Origin of the sequence: Azospirillum thiophilum (genome assembly GCF_001305595.1) — a bacterium.
GTDB lineage: Bacteria > Pseudomonadota > Alphaproteobacteria > Azospirillales > Azospirillaceae > Azospirillum > Azospirillum thiophilum.
In genome coordinates, this window is sequence record NZ_CP012406.1 from 616,561 (window position 1) to 634,852 (window position 18,292).

The 18,292-nt window shown below is 67.8% G+C and carries 17 protein-coding genes; 10 read left to right on the forward strand and 7 right to left on the reverse strand.

The genetic code is table 11. The features are described from left to right. Positions 1–42: 42 nt before the first annotated feature. The 7 genes from AL072_RS31130 to AL072_RS31160 all read left to right on the forward strand — a co-directional run bounded on the left by AL072_RS31130 (position 43) and on the right by AL072_RS31160 (position 5,588). Positions 43–252: a biotin/lipoyl-containing protein gene (locus AL072_RS31130; protein ID WP_045584825.1), complete on the forward strand. Its 210-nt coding sequence runs from the start codon at positions 43–45 to the stop codon at positions 250–252. 184 nt (positions 253–436) lie between these two features. Then, positions 437–835 (forward strand): malonate transporter subunit MadL, encoded by a 399-nt coding sequence (gene madL, locus AL072_RS31135; RefSeq protein WP_045584826.1) that lies wholly within the window; start codon positions 437–439, stop codon positions 833–835. 16 nt (positions 836–851) lie between these two features. Further along, positions 852–1,619: a malonate transporter subunit MadM gene (gene madM / locus AL072_RS31140; RefSeq protein WP_045584827.1), complete on the forward strand. Its 768-nt coding sequence runs from the start codon at positions 852–854 to the stop codon at positions 1,617–1,619. An 86-nt stretch (positions 1,620–1,705) separates the two neighbouring features. Beyond that, on the forward strand, positions 1,706–2,620 hold the full coding sequence (locus AL072_RS31145; protein ID WP_245637065.1) for an energy-coupling factor ABC transporter ATP-binding protein: 915 nt from the start codon (positions 1,706–1,708) through the stop codon (positions 2,618–2,620). Next, entirely contained in the window at positions 2,617–3,312 is a 696-nt protein-coding gene (locus AL072_RS31150) for a CbiQ family ECF transporter T component (protein ID WP_052710315.1), read from the forward strand. The genes AL072_RS31145 and AL072_RS31150 overlap by 4 nt, the downstream gene beginning before the upstream one ends. Next, positions 3,309–3,884, forward strand: coding sequence for a biotin transporter BioY (locus AL072_RS31155; protein WP_045584828.1), 576 nt, complete (start codon positions 3,309–3,311; stop codon positions 3,882–3,884). The genes AL072_RS31150 and AL072_RS31155 overlap by 4 nt, the downstream gene beginning before the upstream one ends. 27 nt (positions 3,885–3,911) lie before the next feature. Next, positions 3,912–5,588: a methyl-accepting chemotaxis protein gene (locus AL072_RS31160; RefSeq protein WP_045584829.1), complete on the forward strand. Its 1,677-nt coding sequence runs from the start codon at positions 3,912–3,914 to the stop codon at positions 5,586–5,588. A gap of 12 nt (positions 5,589–5,600) precedes the next feature. Here the strand turns inward: AL072_RS31160 and AL072_RS31165 are convergent, their stop codons facing one another. The 3 genes from AL072_RS31165 to AL072_RS31175 all read right to left on the reverse strand — a co-directional run bounded on the left by AL072_RS31165 (position 5,601) and on the right by AL072_RS31175 (position 8,131). Then, complete coding sequence (locus tag AL072_RS31165; protein ID WP_045584830.1) at positions 5,601–6,017, reverse strand: HutP family protein; 417 nt, start codon at positions 6,015–6,017, stop codon at positions 5,601–5,603. A 381-nt stretch (positions 6,018–6,398) separates the two neighbouring features. Continuing rightward, complete coding sequence (locus AL072_RS31170) at positions 6,399–7,250, reverse strand: aldo/keto reductase (RefSeq protein WP_045584831.1); 852 nt, start codon at positions 7,248–7,250, stop codon at positions 6,399–6,401. Positions 7,251–7,396: 146 nt separating this feature from the next. Then, positions 7,397–8,131, reverse strand: a complete 735-nt coding sequence (locus tag AL072_RS31175; protein ID WP_045584832.1) for an SDR family oxidoreductase — start codon at positions 8,129–8,131, stop codon at positions 7,397–7,399. Positions 8,132–8,193: 62 nt separating this feature from the next. Between AL072_RS31175 and AL072_RS31180 the strand changes: the two genes are divergently transcribed. Then, on the forward strand, positions 8,194–9,135 hold the full coding sequence (locus tag AL072_RS31180; RefSeq protein WP_045584833.1) for an AraC family transcriptional regulator: 942 nt from the start codon (positions 8,194–8,196) through the stop codon (positions 9,133–9,135). Positions 9,136–9,311: 176 nt separating this feature from the next. After that, positions 9,312–10,307, forward strand: coding sequence for a sensor histidine kinase (locus AL072_RS31185; RefSeq protein WP_045584834.1), 996 nt, complete (start codon positions 9,312–9,314; stop codon positions 10,305–10,307). A 226-nt stretch (positions 10,308–10,533) separates the two neighbouring features. Here AL072_RS31185 and AL072_RS35885 read toward each other — a convergent pair whose 3' ends face one another. The 4 genes from AL072_RS35885 to AL072_RS31200 form a co-directional block, all read right to left on the reverse strand. Further along, positions 10,534–11,334 (reverse strand): ABC transporter ATP-binding protein, encoded by an 801-nt coding sequence (locus AL072_RS35885; protein ID WP_245637066.1) that lies wholly within the window; start codon positions 11,332–11,334, stop codon positions 10,534–10,536. Continuing rightward, positions 11,268–12,200 (reverse strand): ABC transporter ATP-binding protein, encoded by a 933-nt coding sequence (locus AL072_RS35890; RefSeq protein ID WP_245637067.1) that lies wholly within the window; start codon positions 12,198–12,200, stop codon positions 11,268–11,270. The genes AL072_RS35885 and AL072_RS35890 overlap by 67 nt, the downstream gene beginning before the upstream one ends. A gap of 25 nt (positions 12,201–12,225) precedes the next feature. After that, positions 12,226–13,305, reverse strand: a complete 1,080-nt coding sequence (locus tag AL072_RS31195) for an ABC transporter permease (RefSeq protein ID WP_045584836.1) — start codon at positions 13,303–13,305, stop codon at positions 12,226–12,228. Between the two features lie 219 nt (positions 13,306–13,524). Beyond that, positions 13,525–14,916 (reverse strand): CmpA/NrtA family ABC transporter substrate-binding protein, encoded by a 1,392-nt coding sequence (locus AL072_RS31200; protein ID WP_045584837.1) that lies wholly within the window; start codon positions 14,914–14,916, stop codon positions 13,525–13,527. An 828-nt stretch (positions 14,917–15,744) separates the two neighbouring features. On the opposite strand from AL072_RS31200, the gene nirB reads away from it, so the two are divergent. Continuing rightward, a complete protein-coding gene (gene nirB / locus AL072_RS31205; protein ID WP_052710316.1) occupies positions 15,745–18,288 on the forward strand; it encodes a nitrite reductase large subunit NirB in 2,544 nt (847 codons plus the stop codon). Positions 18,289–18,292: the final 4 nt, after the last annotated feature.

Here is an 18,292-nt window from a genome sequence, read left to right on the forward strand (position 1 = left end):
ACCAGGGCCGCAAGGCCCGTATTCAGCCAAGGAAAAGACACCATGGAACTCAAGTCGAAGATGCCGTCGAAGATCGAAGCCATCAAGGTCGCGGTCGGCGACGCCGTGACCAAGGGCACCGAGCTGGCGGTGCTGGAAGCGATGAAGATGAAGAACCCGCTGATCTCCCCGGTCGACGGCACCGTGAAGTCGATCGCCGTCGCGGTCGGCGACCGCGTCAAGCCGGGCGCCCTGCTGATGGTCGTCGAGTGAGCTGAGCAAAGCGCTTCCGGGGCCTGCTTCGGCACGTCCCGGAAGCCCGGCTTCCATCGAACAGTTCTGACAGAATTGGCGAGCGGTGAAGTCGATGTGGTTTCACAGAAAATAAACCACCCTTGAATGTCGGCCACCATCCCTTCGGGGCCCATGCCGCCATTCTCTTCGAGGAATACGCCAAATGATCATCTACGGTGTGATGGTCCTGGGCCTGTGCATGTTCATCGGAACATCCATCGGCCTTACTCTCGGTATTCTGCTCGGAATTCCCGGCGACATCGGCGGTGTCGGCTTCGCCATGCTTCTGCTCGTCTTCATGACGCCGTGGATGAAGAAGAAGGGCTGGCTGCCCAAGGCGTCGGAAGACGGCATCATGTTCTGGAACGCCATGTACATCCCCGTCGTCATCGCCATGGCGGCGACCCAGAACGTCGCGGCGGCCCTGTCGGGCGGCTGGATCGCCTTCCTCGCCGGGATTCTCTCCGTCGTCGCCTGCTTCGTGCTGATCCGCCCGCTCGCGGCGCTCGCAGGATCCTCGACCTCAACCTTCGGCGACGACGCCGAGCCCAAGAAAGCCTAGTCGGGGAGCAATCGCCATGAGCAACGTATTCCTAACCTCCCTGATCGGCGACCGTCCGCTGATCTTCGCCTTCGTGGTCGTCGGCATCCTGACCTGGCTCTGCTACGCCTTTTCCAAGAACATCACCAAGGGCCGCATCCACGGGTCGGCGGTGGCGATCATCATCGGCCTGATCCTCGCCTATGTCGGCGGCATCTCCACCGGCGGCAAGAAGGGCATCGCCGACCTCTCGATGTTCGCCGGCTTCGCCCTGATGGGCGGCGCCATGCTGCGCGACTTCTGCATCGTCTCGACCGCCTACGGCGTCAATCTGGAAGAGTTGAAGAAGGCCGGCCTGGGCGGCGTCCTGTCGCTGGTCATCGGGACCAGCATCGCCTTCGTGATCGGCGTCGCCGTCGCCTATGGCTTCGGCTACCGCGACACCGCCTCGCTGACCACCATCGGCGCCGGGGCGGTGACCTTCATCGTCGGCCCGGTGACCGGCACGGCGGTCGGCGCCTCCTCCACCGTCATCGCCCTGTCCGTCGCCGCCGGCGTCGTGAAGTCCATCGCGGTGATGATCCTGACGCCGTTCCTGGCCAAGCCCTTCGGCCTGACCAACCCGGCCTCGGCGATGGTCTATGGCGGACTGATGGGAACCACCAGCGGCGTCGCCGCCGGCCTTGCCGCCACCGACTCGCGCCTCGTCCCCTACGGCGCGCTGACCGCGACCTTCTACACCGGCTTCGGCTGCCTGGTCTGCCCGTCGATCGGCTTCATCGCGATGAAGGCGATCTTCGGCTGAGATCCCGGTCCCGAGAGTTCCGTTCCTGAGAGTTGCCGACCCGCGGCGGTTGGCGTGATCCGACGCCAACCGGGAGGAAAGTCACCATGAGCCTGATGCATCGATTGCCGGACCTGCTGCGCCGCCTGCCCAAAGCCTTCGGCGAAGGCGTCGGCCGGACCGCGATTGCCGCCGGTGGCGGCGGGAGTGGCGGCGGTTCGGTCCTGCTCAGCCGCGGATCGATCCGCCATGTGGCCTTCTACCCGGTGCCGCCGCTGAAGACGGCCGCGGCCGTCCCGGTCACCGATGACATGCCCGCCGCCGAAACGCCTTGCGAGCCCGGTTCCGCCGGCCAGACCATCGTCTTCTCGGACGTCCGGCTGGACCGCGGCGGCATGAGGACGCTTGCCGGGATCGATCTGGTGCTCGGCGAGCGCCGCATCGGCCTGCTCGGCCTCAACGGCTCGGGCAAGTCGAGCCTGCTGAAACTGATGGTGGGATTGCTCGCGCCGACGTCGGGCAGCGTCAGCATCGACGGGCTTTCGCCCACGGACGATGCCGCGGCGGTCCGGAGGCGCACCGGCTTCCTGTTCCAGAGCGCCGACAACCAGATCGTCTATCCCATCGTGCGGGAGGATCTGGCCTTCGGCCTGGAGGGGAGCGCGGAGGAGGCCGCCGCCGCCATCGCCGGGGCGCTCGGCCGGCTCGGCATCGGCAGGCTGGCCGACCGGCGCATCCACGAGCTTTCAGGCGGCGAGCGCCAGCTGGTCGCGCTGGCCGGCGTCCTGGCGCGCGGCCCGCGCACCATCCTGTTCGACGAGCCGACCTCGCAGCTCGACCTCGCCAACCGCAACCGGCTGTGCGGCGTTCTCGACGGCCTGCCGCAACAGGCGGTCGTCGTCACCCATGACCTCGACCTCGTCGCCGGGTTCGACCGGGTGCTGGTGGTCGGCGACGGGCGCATCGTCGCCGACGGCGATCCGGCAGACGCGGTCGCCTTCTATCGGCGGAGGTACGGATGAGCGGAATTTCCGGCACATTTTCCGGCACATCCCGCGGCAAGCCGGCGGGACTGTCGGGAGCCGTCGCCGCGCTGTGCATCCTCGCCGGCCTGGGCACGCTGCTGGCCTGGATCGACCGCTTCGAGCTGCTGGCGATGGCCGCGGTCGCCGCCGCCGCCGGGCTGGCCGTCGCCGACGGCTCGGTCCGGGACGCCTTCCGGCAGGTCAGGGCCGCGCTGCTGGTCGTCGCGGTCACCGCGCTGTTCGATGCGGCGACGGGGGATGGGCTCAGCGGCCTCCGGCTCTTCCTGCGCTTTTCGGCGCTGGTCTGTGCCGCCCAGATCGTCACGACGCTGTGGAGCTGGGCCGAGCTCTGCGCCGCGCTGGCCGCGCTGCTGCGCCCGCTGGAGCGCATCGGCCTGCTCGACGCCGGGCGGTGCGCCTTCACCCTGATGCTCGCGGTCCGCTTCGTGCCGGTGATGGCGGAGGAGATCGCGGAGATCCGCGAGGCCCAGGCGCTGCGCGGGCGCAACCGTTCCGTTCTTGCCCTTGCCCTTGCCCTGACGGTGCCGCTCGGGCTGCGCATCCTGCTGCGTGCCGGGGAGATCGCCGAGGCGGTCGACCTGCGCTCGACATCCCCGGCGGGCACCGACCGCCGCGACGGGCGCAGGTCCGTCGCGGCGCAACCCCTTTCCTCGCGAGCCGTCTCATGACCAGCGTCGCCCCCTCCCTCGGTTTCCGTGACCTGACCCTGGCGGCGCTGGGCGCCGGACTGGTGGTGGCGCTCGGCGCCACGCCGCCGATTCCGCTCGGCATCCTGCCGGTTCCGATAACCTTGCAGACCTTCGGCGTGATGCTGGCCGGCCTGCTGCTCGGCCCGCGCCGGGGGGCGACGGCGATGGCGGTGTTCGTCGCGCTGGTCGCCATCGGGCTGCCCGTCCTTGCCGGCGGCCGCGGCGGCTTCGGCGTGCTCGTCGGGCCGACCGCCGGGTTTCTCTACGGCTGGATCCCGGCCGCCTTCCTCATCGGCGTCCTCGCCCGCAGCTTCGCGGGGATCGGCAACCCGGTGACGCGCGGCCTGGGCAACCTCGCCGCCTGCCTGCTCGGCGGGGTGATCGTCATCCACGCCTGCGGGGTGGCCTGGCTCTCGCTGGTCATCGGGCTGGGCTGGTGGAAGGCCCTGTCCGGAACGGTGCTGTTCGTGCCCGGCGACATCGTCAAGGCCATCCTCGCGGCCATCGTGTGCCACCGGATCGAGAGCGTCATCACGCTCGACCGCCGCTGAGCGGTGCTCTTATCGGGATCATTCGACATGAAGCATCTGTCCGTGTTCTGGCGACTCGCCGCGATCATCGGGATCTCGGCGGTCGCCTTCTGTGCCGTTTCGGTCGGCGAAATCATGAGCCTGCGCCAGACCATCCTGGCGGAGCGCCAGGAAAAGCTGCGCGACATGGTCGGCAGCGTCCTCAAGATGGTCGGAACCTATGACGAGGACGTGGCGGCCGGCCGCCTGACGACGGAGCAGGCACAGGATCTCGCCAAGCGTGCCCTGCGGTCGATGCGGTGGGGGGACGGCGACTATTACGGCGTCTACCGGTTCGACGGCGTCACCCTCGTCCACAGCAATCCGCGGAACGAGGGCGTCAATCGGATGGATTACACCGATTCGAGCGGCCGGCGGCTGGTCCATGACATGATCGGGATCGCCCGGCAGGGCAGCGGCTTCACCGAATATGCGGTTCCGCGCAGCGGCGGCACCGAAGCGCTGCCCAAGCTGAGCTATGTCGGCGGCTATGCGCCGTGGCAATGGGCGATCCAGGCCGGCGTCTATGTCGACGACGTGGATGCGGCGGTGCGCAAGCGGGCCGTCGACCTCGCCGGCACCGGCCTGGTGGCGCTTGTGCTGACCGGCGTCGGCGCGGTCCTTCTCGGGCGCGGCATCACCCGGCCCCTGTCCGCCCTGTGCGGCACGCTGGACAGGCTGGCCCACGGCGACCGGACGGCGCCGGTCCCCTTCACCGACCATCACAACGAGATCGGGCGCATCGCCCGGGCGGTGGAGGTGCTGAAGACGAGCGCGCAGGAGGCCGATCGGCTGCGCGGGGAGCAGGAGGACGCCAAGCGGCAGGCCGTCGAGCGGCAGCGGGAGGAGATGGAGCGTGTCGCCCGGGAGTTCGAGGCGAGCGTCGGCGCCATCTCCCGCACCCTGAGCGCCGCCGCGTCGGAGATGCAGGACACCGCGCAGGCGATGTCGCTCACCTCCGGCAGCGCCAGCGAACAGGCGACCGCGGTGGCGGCGGCGGCGACGCAGGCGACGACGAACGTGCAGACGGTCGCCTCGGCGTCCGAGGAGCTGACCGCCTCCATCGGCGAGATCGGCCAGCAGGTCGCCCGGTCGGCGCAGATCGCCGGCAAGGCGGTCGAGGAGACCCGCCGCACTGACGCGACGGTCGAGGAGCTGTCGGCCGCCGCCGGCAAGATCGGCGAGATCATCGGCCTGATCCAGTCCATCGCCTCGCAGACCGACCTGCTGGCCCTGAACGCGACCATCGAGGCCGCCCGCGCCGGCGTGCACGGCAAGGGCTTCGCCGTGGTCGCGAACGAGGTCAAGGCGCTGGCCCGTCAGGCCTCCCAGGCGAGCGGCGACATCGCCCAGCGGATCGCCGCCGTCCAGGGGATCTCGAAGGATGTGGTGGGCGCCATCCGCGGCATCGGCGGCACCATCGCCGAGCTGAACGGCATCGCGTCGACCATCGCGTCGGCGGTCGAGGAACAGGCCGCCGCGACCCACGAAATCGCCCGGAACGTCAGCCAGGCCGCCCAGGGCACGGGCGAGGTGTCGGCCAACATCGCCGGCGTCACCCAGTCGTCGGCCAGGGTCGGCGATGCGGCCGGCTCGGTTCTCGCCGCGGCCCGGACCCTGGCCCAGCAATCCGACAGGCTTCAGGGGGAGGTCGACGGCTTCCTGGCCTCCATCCGCCGGGGGTAGGAGGCGGGCCGGTCAGATGTGCATGACGCCGAAGCCGACCCGCTCATGGTTGGTTTCCGGGTGGAAGGCGGATTCGCCATAGGCGGCGACGACGAGCCAGCGGCCATCCGTCGCGATGGCGACCTTCACCTTCAGGCTCGATTCGGCGGCGACGTCCGAGCTGAGGCCCTTCAGGCACTCCAGCCCGGCATGGATCACGGCATGGATCTCGTTGTGGTGGTGGTGAATGAGGTTCGTCTGCAAGGCACATCCGACGATCGACTTGACGAATGTCCGGGTTACATCGGACCTTGATCCGGAAACCATGGTGAAGCCCAGCTTGATCTTCGTGTTCTTTGCAATGTGCTCCTTGAATATGTCCTCTTCCTCCCGGGAACTGATTGCCGCAAGAATAGCAATCTTGCCGAGACGGTCGGGGTGGATGTCCATTCAAGAAACTCCCTCATAAAGTGCGTTCGTCAAAAGTCATGGACGAGAGCCGGCTTATAGCCGAAAACAAGTCCATGGTTCCATGGTGTAAATATTTCAATCGGGAAAAATTCACGTCCAGAGTCTTATTGTGAGGGAAGTGTATTGTCGATTGTCTGATGGAGTTTCCAGGATTTCCCAAGGGAAAAAATGTGAAACTCTGATCTTTTAAAATAAATAAATCGGGAATTCTGCGAGCCCGCGAGCGCATGTCCCTGCCGCCGGCATGATACGAGCCGGAACGCTGCGGCATGCGGTCCATAGGGGTGGCGGCAGGCATGCAGGCACGCAGGCGCACGGCGGGGCGGGGCGGGGTGTGGGGGCGGGAGGCCGCCCCTCCCCTCAGATCATCGCCAGCGGCTGCTTGCGGCGCGGCGGCGGGAAGGCCCGGTCGATCTCCGCCAGATCCCCGGCGGTCAGGCTCAGGCGCAGGGCCGCGGCATTCTCGACGGCATGGGCGGCGGTGCCTGCCTTGGGGATGGCGATCACGCCCTGCTGCCGCACTGCCCAGGCCAGCGCCACCTGCGCCGGGCTGGCGTCATGGCGCTTCGCCACCGCCAGCAGCGCCGGGGAGCGCAGCAGGCCGCCGCCCTGGCCGATCGGGGAATAGGCCATCACCGGCATGCGCGCGGTGTGCTGGAAGGGCAGCAAATCATATTCGATGCCGCGGTGTTCGGGATTGTAGAGCACCTGATTGACGGCGCAGCCTTGCAGGTCGGCGACCTCGGCCAGTTCCTCCAGGTCGTCGACGTCAAAGTTGGAGACGCCCCAGCGGGCGATCTTGCCGGCGGCGCGCAGGGTTTCGAACGCCTCCACCGTCTCGGCCAGCGGCACGCCGCCGCGCCAGTGCAGCAGATAGAGGTCGATGCGGTCGATGCCGAGCCGCTTCAGGCTGCGCTCGCACGCCTTCACCGTGCCGGTGCGCGACGCGTTGCTGGGCAGCACCTTGGTCACGATGAACAGCCCGTCGCGCCGGCCGGCGATCGCCTCGCCCACCAGCGACTCCGAGGCGCCGTCGCCATACATCTCGGCGGTGTCGATCAGGGTCAGGCCATGGTCGATGCCGGCCCGGAGCGCGGCGATCTCGGCGGCGCGGTTGCCCCGCCCCTCCGCCATCATCCCCTCCGCCATCATCCAGGTGCCCTGGCCGAGAGCCGGGACGTCGGTGCCGTCCGGCAGGGTCACGCGCTTCATCTCCTGTCCCCCGTCTGTCCTGAAGGTCGAAAGACGATAAGCTGGCCCCGCGGGGCCGGCTTGTCGATGGTGCTTCGGTGGGGTTTCCGGATGGCGGTGCTCCCCGATACCGGATGGCGCGTAGGGGCGGACAGGGATACGGACAGTCAGTCCTGCGCCGTCGGCCGGATCACGATGCTGCCGACATCGACATCGTCCGGCTGCTCGATCGCATAGGCGATGCCGCGGGCGATCGCCTCCGGCGGGATCGCGATATCGGCGGCACGCTTTGCAATCGCCTCCCTCATCGCGGCATCGGTCATGGAGCTTGCGAAATCGGTTGCAACGAAGCCCGGGGAAACCTCGGTCACCCTCAGATGCGGCCCCGCTTCCTGCCGCAGGGCTTCGGTGACGGTGCGCACCGCGTTCTTCGTCGCGGCATAGACCCCCATCGTCGGAAGGATCTTGAGGCCGGCGGTCGAAACGATGTTGATGATGTGGCCGGACCGCTGACGCTGGAAGACCGGCAGCACGGCAGCGATCCCATAGAGCGTGCCGCGCAGATTGACGTCGATCATGGCGTCCCAATCCTCGACACGGAGCGCGTCGAAGCGGGAGATCGGTCCGATCCCCGCGCTGTTTATCCAGACGTCGAGCCTGCCGCCCCGGGTGACGGCAAGCTCGACGAGTTCGTCGAGATCGTCGCGCCGGCGAACGTCGGTCACCTTGTGGACGGCCGTCCCGCCGGCGGCGGCGATCCCGCCCGACAGGTCGGCCAGCACGCTTTCCCGGCGGGCGCCCAGGACGACGACCGCACCCCGGTCAGCCAGCAGCGTCGCGGTGGCGCGGCCTATGCCGCTGCTTGCGCCGGTGATGACGACGACCTTGCCTTCGATACCCATTGTCCTTCTCCTCCGCATGCACAGTTCAGGGATGCTGCAGGATTGTCTGTGGGAGAGGGTCCGTGATTTTGTCGCAATCGTCTCGGGAGGCGGCCGATCCCCTGTCGGACGTCCTCGACGTCCTCGGCCCCAGGATCAGCCGCCTGACGCGGCTGGAAGCCGCGAACGACTGGTCGCTGGAATTTCCGGCGCTCGACCGGCTGAAGTTCGTAGCACTGCTGAAGGGCACGAGCTGGTTGATCCTTCCGGATCATGCCCCCCGGCTGATGGGCGCCGGGGATGTCTGTCTCATCGGACGCACGCCCTATGCGGTCGCCAGCGATCCGGCGTTGCCCCGCACCGATGGCCGGAGCCTCTTCGGCAGTCCCGGCCGCGACGCCGTGCAGCTTGGCGGCAGCGATATGATCTCGATCGGCGGCAGTGTCTCCTTCGCCGAGGGGAACGCCGATTTCCTGCTCGACATGCTGCCGGATTTCCTGCTGATCCCGCGATCCTCCCCCGGATCGGGTTCGGTGGCGACGATCCTCGCCCTGCTGGGGGACGAGATGGCGCAGGCTCGCCTGGGCCGCGGCATCGTGACCGCCCGCCTTGCCGAAGTGCTGCTGGTCGAGGCGGTCCGGGCCCATGCCGACGGTGGCGAGGCGGCCGGGATGGGCTGGCTCGGCGCGCTGTCCGATCCCCGGCTCGGCCGGGTGCTGCGCGCCGTCCATGACGATATCGCGCGACCTTGGACCGTGGCGCAGCTCGCCTCCGTTGCCAACATGTCGCGCGCCGCCTTCTCCGCGCACTTCACCCGCCGCGTGGGGCAGGCGCCGCTCGCCTATGTGCGGGCCTGGCGCCTTACCCTCGCCCGCGCAGCGTTGGGACGGGGTGACGCCGATGTCGCCAGCATCGCGAGCAAAGTCGGATACACCTCGCAGAGCGCTTTCGGCCATGCCTTCCGCCGCTCGTTCGGGATCTCTCCAAGGGCCTGCCGTCAAGGCAGGCCGCTTGCCGACAGATGATGAGCGGACCGATGGTCAGGGCGCGGTTTGCGGCAGGAGGGGACATAGGGCGAGATGGCCGGAACAAATGTGCCCAACTCTTCGGGGGGGGAGGGGTAATTCGCCGACATCCTTCCTACCCTTTCCCTGTTGAAGAAAGACGTTAGCCGGTGCGGCTACTCCGGAGCACACTCAGTATGCCCACTCATATCGTATGGGATGTTGACCATCTGCGGGCTGCCATAGAGGGGGCTGAGGTCGGCTTGTGGTCGTGGAACGTCGATTCCGATGAAATTTCATTGGATGATCGATCACTCAATCTATGGGGGCATCCCTCGAGCCCGCATGTGACCTTCGAGGAGTTGTCCTCGCATATCCACCCTGCGGATCGGAATAGGGTGAGGGCGGCATTTGCGGCGACGCGCCGAACTCTGGGCAGCTTTGAGGTCGACTTTCGCCTCAAGTTAGACAACGAGATTCGCTGGATTTCGGCTCGGGGCCAGGGCGACGACAAAGGCATAGCCCTCCGCGTGATGTTCGGGGTTTTCCTCGATGTGACTCAGCGCAAGCAGACCGAGGAAGCCAATGAGTTGCTTGCAGGCGAAATGAGTCATCGGGTGCGGAACCTGTTGCAGATCGCATCGACACTGACCCACATCGCCGCGTCGTCGGCGACGACGGTCGAGGGCATGGCCGCTGATCTCGGAAACCGCCTAATGGCCTTGGGGCGCGCCCACAGTCTCGTGCGCCCCACGGAGGGGAGCAGGGCGCGGACAGTGTTACTTGGCGACCTGTTCTCAATCCTGCTTAGCCCTTACGACTTAGAGACCATAGGCGCACGACGTATTCGCGTCTCGCTGCCGAGGCTTGGCGTCGGAGAAAAGGCTATTACACCACTGGCCTTGGTCGTCCATGAATTGGCGACTAATTCGCTCAAATACGGCGCGCTCTCCGTACCAAATGGCGCGGTGGATGTGTCGGCAAGCACTCATGGCGATGAAGTAGAGTTGTCTATCCTTTGGGTCGAGAGAGGCGGCCCCCCTGTTGTGGCCCCCACCGCGAGTTCGGGCTTCGGAAGCAGGATGATTCATCACGCGGTGTCTGACGACCTTGGCGGCTCCATTGCCTTCGACTGGCCTCAGGAGGGCGTGGTCGTCACGCTGCGGGTTGACGAACATCGCCTCTCATGTTGAGCGCCGAATGACCGCAATGGGTCAACAGCAGAAGCGTCATGACCCTGTCCGTCAAGGGGCGGCAAAGCGGACCCCCCGATCCGGCGGGATCGGAGGGTCGTGAAAAGGACTGCCGGACGGCGGCCGAGCTCACGCCGATGCCGTGCCCTCACGTCCCGGACGGTTGCGCACCGTCATGCAGTGACCCCAAGCTCCGCCGACCGCGGGGAGACGCGGGAGAGGGCGGTCAGGCCGCCTTCTTCGGTGCTCCGGCGTGGCCGCCCTCCAGGAAGTTCAGCAGCTCCGCCCGGTACTCGTAATAGCGCGGGTGCTCCAGCAGGGACTGACGGGTGCGCGGGTGCGGGATGTCGACCTCCAGGATATGGCCGATCTTCGCGTTCGGGCCGTTGGTCATCATCACCACCCGGTCGGCCAGCAGCAGCGCCTCGTCGACGTCGTGGGTGACGCAGACCGCCGTGACCTTGGTGCGCGCCCACACCTCCATCAGCACCTCCTGCAACTCCCAGCGGGTCAGGCTGTCGAGCATGCCGAACGGCTCGTCCAGCAGCAGCAGCTTGGGCGACAGGGCGAAGGCGCGGGCGATGCCGACCCGCTGCTTCATGCCGTTGGACAGCTCCGACGCCTTGCGGTCCATGGCATGGCCGAGCCCCACGCGGGCGAGGTAATAGCGGGCGACGTCGGCGCGCTCGCCCTTGCCGGCATGGGGGAAGACGCGGTCGACGCCGAGCATGACGTTCTCAAAGGCGGTCAGCCAGGGGAACAGGCTGGGGGCCTGGAACACCACGGCGCGGTCGGGGCCGGCACCGTCGACCTCGCGGCCGTCCAGCACGATGCCGCCGCTGGTGACGTCGGCCAGCCCGGCGACCATCGACAGCACGGTGGATTTGCCGCAGCCGGAATGGCCGATCAGCGACACGAACTCGCCCTTGCGCATCTTCAGGTCGAAGCCGTCGACCACGGTCAGTGGACCCTTGGGCGTGGCGAAGGTCTTGGTGAGGCGGGTGAATTCGAGATAGCGGTCCTCCATCCCGCGCCCGCCCAGCGCCTCGATATAGGCCTTGGGCGGGGGGCGGCGGTGTTGGGCTTCAGGTCGGGCAGGGCAAGCTCTTCGCCGCCGCCGCCGGTGGCGCGGGCGACGCCGGCCTCCATCAGGTAGGCGGTGACGGCGGCGCGCAGGCGCTTGAAATCCTCGTCATGGTTGACGGCGGTGCGGTCGCGCGGGCGGGCCAGGTCGACGGAAAAGGCGGGGCCGAGCGTGGCGTTCGGGCCGGGGGTCAGCGGGATGATGCGGTCGGCCAGCAGGATCGCCTCGTCCACATCGTTGGTGATGAGGATGACGGTCTTGCGGTCCTTGCGCCAGATCGCCTCGATCTCGTCCTGCAGCTTGGCGCGGGTCAGCGCGTCGAGCGCCGACAGCGGCTCGTCCAGCAGCAGCATCTCCGGGCTCATGGCGAGCGCGCGGGCGAAGCCGACGCGCTGGCGCATGCCGCCCGACAGCTCCTTCGGCCTGCGGTCGGCGGCATGGCCCAACCCCACCGTCTCCACCGCCCGGCGGGTCAGCACGCCGCGCTCCGACCCGATCCTGTCCTTGTGGACGGCATCGACGGCGAGCGCGACATTCTCCTTCACGCTGAGCCAGGGCATCAGCGAATAGGACTGGAAGACCAGCCCGCGCTCCGGGCCGGGGCCGCTGACCGGCTTGCCGCGGTAGAGAAGCTCGCCGGCATCGGGCATCGCCAGCCCGGCGATCAGGTTGATCAGCGTCGACTTGCCGGAACCGGAAAAGCCGACGATGGCGACGAACTCCCCCTCTTCGACCGACAGGTCGATGTCGCGCAGGATCTTGGCGTCGCCGTAGGATTTCGAGACGCCCTTCAGCTCCAGGATCGCCATGGTCGTTGCTCCTATGATGTCGGGGTCAGCGGGCGGGGCCGTGGCTGACGGCGGACTGGAGCGCCAGCATCACGCGGTCGAGCAGGAAGCCGATCAGGCCGATGGTGAAGACCGCCACCATGATCCGGGCCAGCGAGCTGGAGGAGCCGTTCTGGAACTCGTCCCAGACGAATTTGCCGAGGCCGGGATTCTGGGCCAGCATCTCCGCCGCGATCAGCACCATCCAGCCCACGCCCAGCGACAGCCGCAGCCCGGTGAAGATGTAGGGCAGCGCCGAGGGCAGCACGAGGCGGCGGACCATGGTGACGCCCGAGAGCCGGAGCACCTTGCCGACATTCATCAGGTCGCGGTCGATCGAGGACACGCCGACCGCGGTGTTGATCAGCGTCGGCCACAGCGAGCACAGCGTCACCGTGATGGCCGAGGTCAGGAAGGATTTCTCGAACAGCGGGTCGTTGCCCGACACGGTGGCGCTGACCACCATGGTCACCAGCGGCAGCCAGGCCAGCGGCGACACCGGCTTGAAGATCTGGATCAGCGGGTTGAGCGCGGCATTGACGGTCGGCGACAGGCCGCTGGCGACGCCGAGCGGCACCGCGACCAGCGCGCCCAGCAGGAAGCCGATGAAGACCGTCTTCAGGCTGGTGAGGATCTGGTCGAGATAGGTCGGCTTGCCGGCATAGGGCCGGGTCTTGACCTCCGCCGCCGGATCCTTGGCCAGGATTTCGGCGTTGCGCTTGGCCTGGCGCTCGTAGAAGGCGGCTTCCTTGGCGCGTTCGGCCTTGTGGTCGGCATAGAGGTTGGTCGCCTGCTCCCACACCTGGGCCGGGCCGGGGATGGCGCCGAGGCTGGTCTGCACCTGCGGGGCGGCCCAGCCCCAGGCGGCGAGGAACAGCAGGATGGCGGTCAGCGGGATGCCGATCTGGCGCCACAGCTCGACGCCCTGCCGGCGCGGATTCTCGCCGGCGGCGAGCCGCAGCAGCGGCGCCAGCCAGCCGAGCCCGACGGCGGTCAGGGCGGAGGCGATGCGGTTCAGGGAATGGGCGCGGCGGGCCTTGCGCTCGGCGCGGGCGAGGTCGGCGGAACTGTCGGTCAGGCTGGTCATGGTGGAGTGTCCCTTCGGCAGGATCCCTTCTCCCCCCTGGGGAGAAGGTTAGGATGAGGGGGTTCGGCGCAGCCGAAGAGATCTTCGAAGCGGATCCCCCTCACCCCGACCCTCTCCCCGCTTTCGGCGGACCGGAGGTCCGCCTGTCGCGTCAGCGCAAACTTCGTTTGCGCGTGAGCGGGGGGAGAGGGAGGATTGGGCGGGTGGGGGCAATGCTGCTTACCCCCCCACCACCTGACCGCCCTCGACCTTCTGTTCGCCCTTCAGGCCGATGGGCTGCTTGGCGAGGTAGTCGTTCGGCTTGCGGCCGTCATAGGGGATGCCGTCGATGAAGCCGGTGTCGACCGGCTTGTAGCCGTCGCTCTTCCACGGGAAATCGGCTTCCTTCGACTTGCCGTCCTCGACCAGAAGCTTCGCGGCCTGGAGGTAGATGTCCGGCTTGTAGACCTTGCGCGCGGTCTCGTCGTACCAGGCGTCGGGCCTGGGCTCGGAGATCTGGCCCCAGCGGCGCATCTGGGTCAGATACCACACGGCGTCGGAATAGAAGGGGTAGGTCGCGTTGTAGCGGAAGAAGACGTTGAAGTCGGGAACCTCGCGCTTGTCGCCCTTCTCATATTCGAAGGTGCCGGTCATCGAATTGGCGATCACCGCGGCGTCGGCCCCGACATACTCGGACTTGGCGAGGATCTTCACCGCCTCGGCGCGGTTGGCGTTGTTGTTCTCGTCCAGCCACTGGGCGGCGCGGATCAGCGCCTTGACGACGGCCAGATGGGTCTTGGGATTCTTGCTAGCCCACTCGTCGGTGACGCCGAACACCTTCTCGGGGTTGTTCTTCCAGATCTCGGTGTCGGTGATCACCGGCACGCCGATGCCCTTCATCACCGCCTGCTGGTTCCACGGCTCGCCGACGCTGTAGCCGTAGATGGTGCCGGCCTCCAGCGTCGCCGGCATCTGCGGCGGCGGAGTGACGGAGAGCAGCGCGTCGGCGCCGATCTGGCCCGACACGTCGGTCGGGCTGTAATAGCCGGGGTTGATGCCGCCGGCCGCCAGCCAGTAGCGCAGCTCGTAATTGTGGGTCGAGACCGGGAAGACCATGCCCATGTTGAAGGGCTTGCCCTCGGCCTTGTACTGGGCGATCACCGGCTTCAGCGCATCGGCCTTGATCGGGTGGACCGGCTTGCCGTCGGCCCCCGTCGGAACGTTGGCCTTCATCTTCCGCCAGACGTCGTTCGACAGCGTGATGCCGTTGCCGTTCAGGTCCATCGAGAAGGCGGTGACGATGTGCGCCTTGGTGCCGAAGCCGATGGTGGCGCCCAGCGGCTGCCCGGCCAGCATGTGGGCGCCGTCCAGCTCGCCGGAGATGACGCGGTCGAGCAGCACCTTCCAGTTCGCCTGCGGCTCCAGCGTGACGGACAGCCCCTCATCCTCGAAGAAGCCCTTTTCGGCGGCGATGGCGAGCGGCGCCATGTCGGTCAGCTTGATGAAGCCGAGCTTCAGCTGGTCCTTTTCCACGTCGAGCGGGGCGGCGAGGGCGGAGGCAGCCGCGGTCAGGGCGATTGTGGCGGCGGCGGAGGCGAGAAGCTGGCGGAGGGTGCGGGAGGTCTGGGCCACGTCGGTTGCTCCATCTCTGGTAGTCGGCTCCGAGAGCCGGCGCTGATAACCGGACCAGCGGGCGGGTGGGGCGACACCGGTGTCGATTTTCTGGGCAAGTCCCGGACTGGCTGTTCTTTGGGCAGATGGCTTTGCGGGCATCTCGGCCGTCGAACGGGTCCAGCGGGATCGACCTGAAAGCCTTGGAAAAGGCCTGTCGATACCGGGTCGGCAACACTGCCGGGGCTGGCCCATCATTGGACGCTTGGGATGCACGCACCGTCGTTGGCGCGTCTCTGGTCCCGTCCTTCGCAAACCTCATGCCAAAGGATGGGTTTTGCCGAAAAATGGGCCGGAGAGCTTGATTCCTCTGGGCAAGACCCGGCGGAAGGTATGAGGCGCCGGCCATGTCCCCACCGCGCCTGCCGCTTTTTGCGGCGCACACAAGACAGTGTGACCATCCCATAGGCAATACCTTGGGATGGTATGAAAACAGGCACCTTGGTATGGGGGCGGTGGAGGGGCCGGACCCGGCGGAATCGTTGGGTCCGGGCGGGACGGCGGGGATTTTGCGGCGATTGGCACGCGGATTGCGAAGGGAGCGGCGAGACAGCAGCGGGCACCGGCAACGTCGCCGGTGCCCGCGACACCGGCCGACGCCGCGCGACGATGCGCGGGATCGGCCCTGGTTCGACGACGAACCGCCCGGACAACGGCGTCCGAACAGGTCTGCAGCCTGACCGTCGCGAGACTTCGCGGGGGCGGAGTCGCGGCCCGTTCGGACGCCTTTCTTTTTGGCCCCGTGCCTGACCCTGCGGCAGGCCGGACTGGAGACGAGGCAGACGCGCCATGGACATGCATCTCTCATCGAACAACGGGCCCGCCGTCGAACCTGATGCCGCCCAACCTGATGCCATCGCACCTGAGGGGGCCGCACTGCGCATCCCCGGCCCCGCGAAGGAGCGGCTGGTGGTGGTCGGCAACGGCATGGCCGGCATGAAGACGGTGGAGGAACTGCTGGCCAAGGCGCCCGGCCGCTTCGAGATCACCGTCTTCGGGGCCGAGCCGCACCCGAACTACAACCGCATCATGCTGTCGCCGGTGCTGGCGGGGGAGAAGAGTTTCGACCAGATCGTGCTGAACAGCCGCGAGTGGTACGACGCCAACGGCATCGCGCTGCTGACCGGCGAGGCGGTGGAGGGGATCGACCGCGAGGCAAAGACTGTCGTTTCGCAGTCCGGCCGCGTCGTTCCCTATGACAGGCTGCTGATCGCCACCGGCTCGATGCCCTTCATCATCCCGGTGCCGGGCTCGACCCTGCCGGGCGTCGTCGGCTTCCGCGACCTGGCCGATGTCGACGCCATGCTGGCGGCGGCGGCGAAGGGCGGCCGTGCCGTGGTGATCGGCGGCGGCCTGCTGGGGCTGGAGGCTGCCAACGGGCTGCGGGTCAAGGGGATGGACGTCACCGTCATCCACCTGATGCCGACGCTGATGGAACGCCAGCTCGACCCGTCGGCCGGCATGCTGCTGCAACGCGAGCTGGAGCGCCGCGGCATCGCGGTGCTGACCGGGGCGGATACCGCGGAAATCGTCGGGGACGAACAGGTCCGCGCGGTGCGGCTGAAGGATGGGCGCGAGCTGCCGGCCGATATCGTCGTCATGGCGGTCGGCATCCGCCCGAACATGGCGCTGGGCAGGGCGGCCGGGCTGGAGTGCGGGCGCGGCATCCGCGTCGACGACCGCATGCGCACCAGCGACCCGTCGATCTTCGCGGTCGGCGAATGCGTCGAGCATCGCGGCCTGACCTATGGCCTCGTTGCCCCGCTGTTCGAGATGGCGAAGGTGCTGGCCCACGACCTCGCCGGCGGAGAGGATGGCGCCTACACCGGCTCCGTCACCTCGACCAAGCTGAAGGTGACGGGGGTCGACGTGTTCTCGGCCGGCGATTTCTCGGGCGGGGAGGGGACCGAGGAGATCCTGTTCCGCGACGCCTCCCGCGGCGTCTACAAGCGCCTCGTGCTGAAGGACAACCGGCTGCTGGGCGCCGTGCTGTACGGCGACACCAGGGACGGCGCCTGGTACGTCTCGCTGCTGAAGGACGGCGCGGACGTGTCGGCCGAGCGCGACACCATGATCTTCGGGCAGGGGTTTGGGGGGGCCGATGGCGGAGACCCCAACGCCGCGGTTGCCGCGCTGCCCGACAGTGCGGAGATCTGCGGCTGCAACGGGGTGTGCAAGGGCACCATCGTCAAGGCGATCACCGAAAAGGGCCTGACCAGCCTGGACGAGGTCAAGGCGCACACCAAGGCCTCGGCCTCCTGCGGCGGCTGTTCGGGCACGGTCGAGGCGCTGCTGGCGGCGACGCTGGGCGACGGCTTCAAGGCCGCGCCGACGGTCAAGCCGATGTGCAAATGCACCCACCACAGCCATGACGCGGTGCGGGCATCCATCGTGGAGCGCGGGCTGAAGACGATGGCCGAGGTGTTCCAGGCGATGGACTGGACGACGGCCGACGGCTGCGCGTCGTGCCGGCCGGCGCTGAACTATTACCTGCTGTGTGCGTGGCCGGGCGAGTACAAGGACGACTACCAGTCGCGCTACATCAACGAGCGCGCCCACGCCAACATCCAGAAGGACGGCACCTATTCGGTGGTGCCGCGCATGTGGGGTGGCCTGACCAGTGCTTCGGAGCTGCGCGCCATCGCCGACGTGGTCGACAAGTTCGCCATCCCGACAGTGAAGGTCACCGGCGGCCAGCGCATCGACCTGTTCGGGGTGAAGAAGGAGGATCTGCCGGCGGTGTGGGCCGATCTGAACGCGGCCGGGATGGTGTCGGGCCACGCCTACGCCAAGGGGCTGCGCACGGTGAAGACCTGCGTCGGGTCGGAATGGTGCCGCTTCGGCACGCAGGATTCGACCGGGCTGGGCGTGAAGCTGGAGCGGATGACCTGGGGCACCTGGACCCCGCACAAGGTCAAGCTGGCGGTGTCCGGCTGCCCGCGCAACTGCGCCGAGGCGACCATCAAGGATCTGGGCGTGGTCTGCATCGACAGCGGCTACGAGCTGCATGTCGGTGGCAACGGCGGCCTGCATGTCCGCGCCTGCGACCTGCTGGTCCGGGTGGCGACGGAAGAGGAGGTGCTGGAATACACCGGCGCCTTTATGCAGCTCTACCGCGAGGAGGCCCGCTACCTGGAGCGCACCGCGCCGTGGGTCGAGCGGGTCGGGCTCGACCACATCAAGGCGGCGCTGGTCGGGGATGCGGAGCGGCGGCGGGCGTTGAACGCGCGCTTCCTGTTCTCGCAGAGCTTCTCGCAGGACGACCCGTGGGCCGAGCGCGCCGCCCAGGGCGTCGACCGTCACGAATTCAAACTGCTCGCCGACGTGGGGTAAGGGA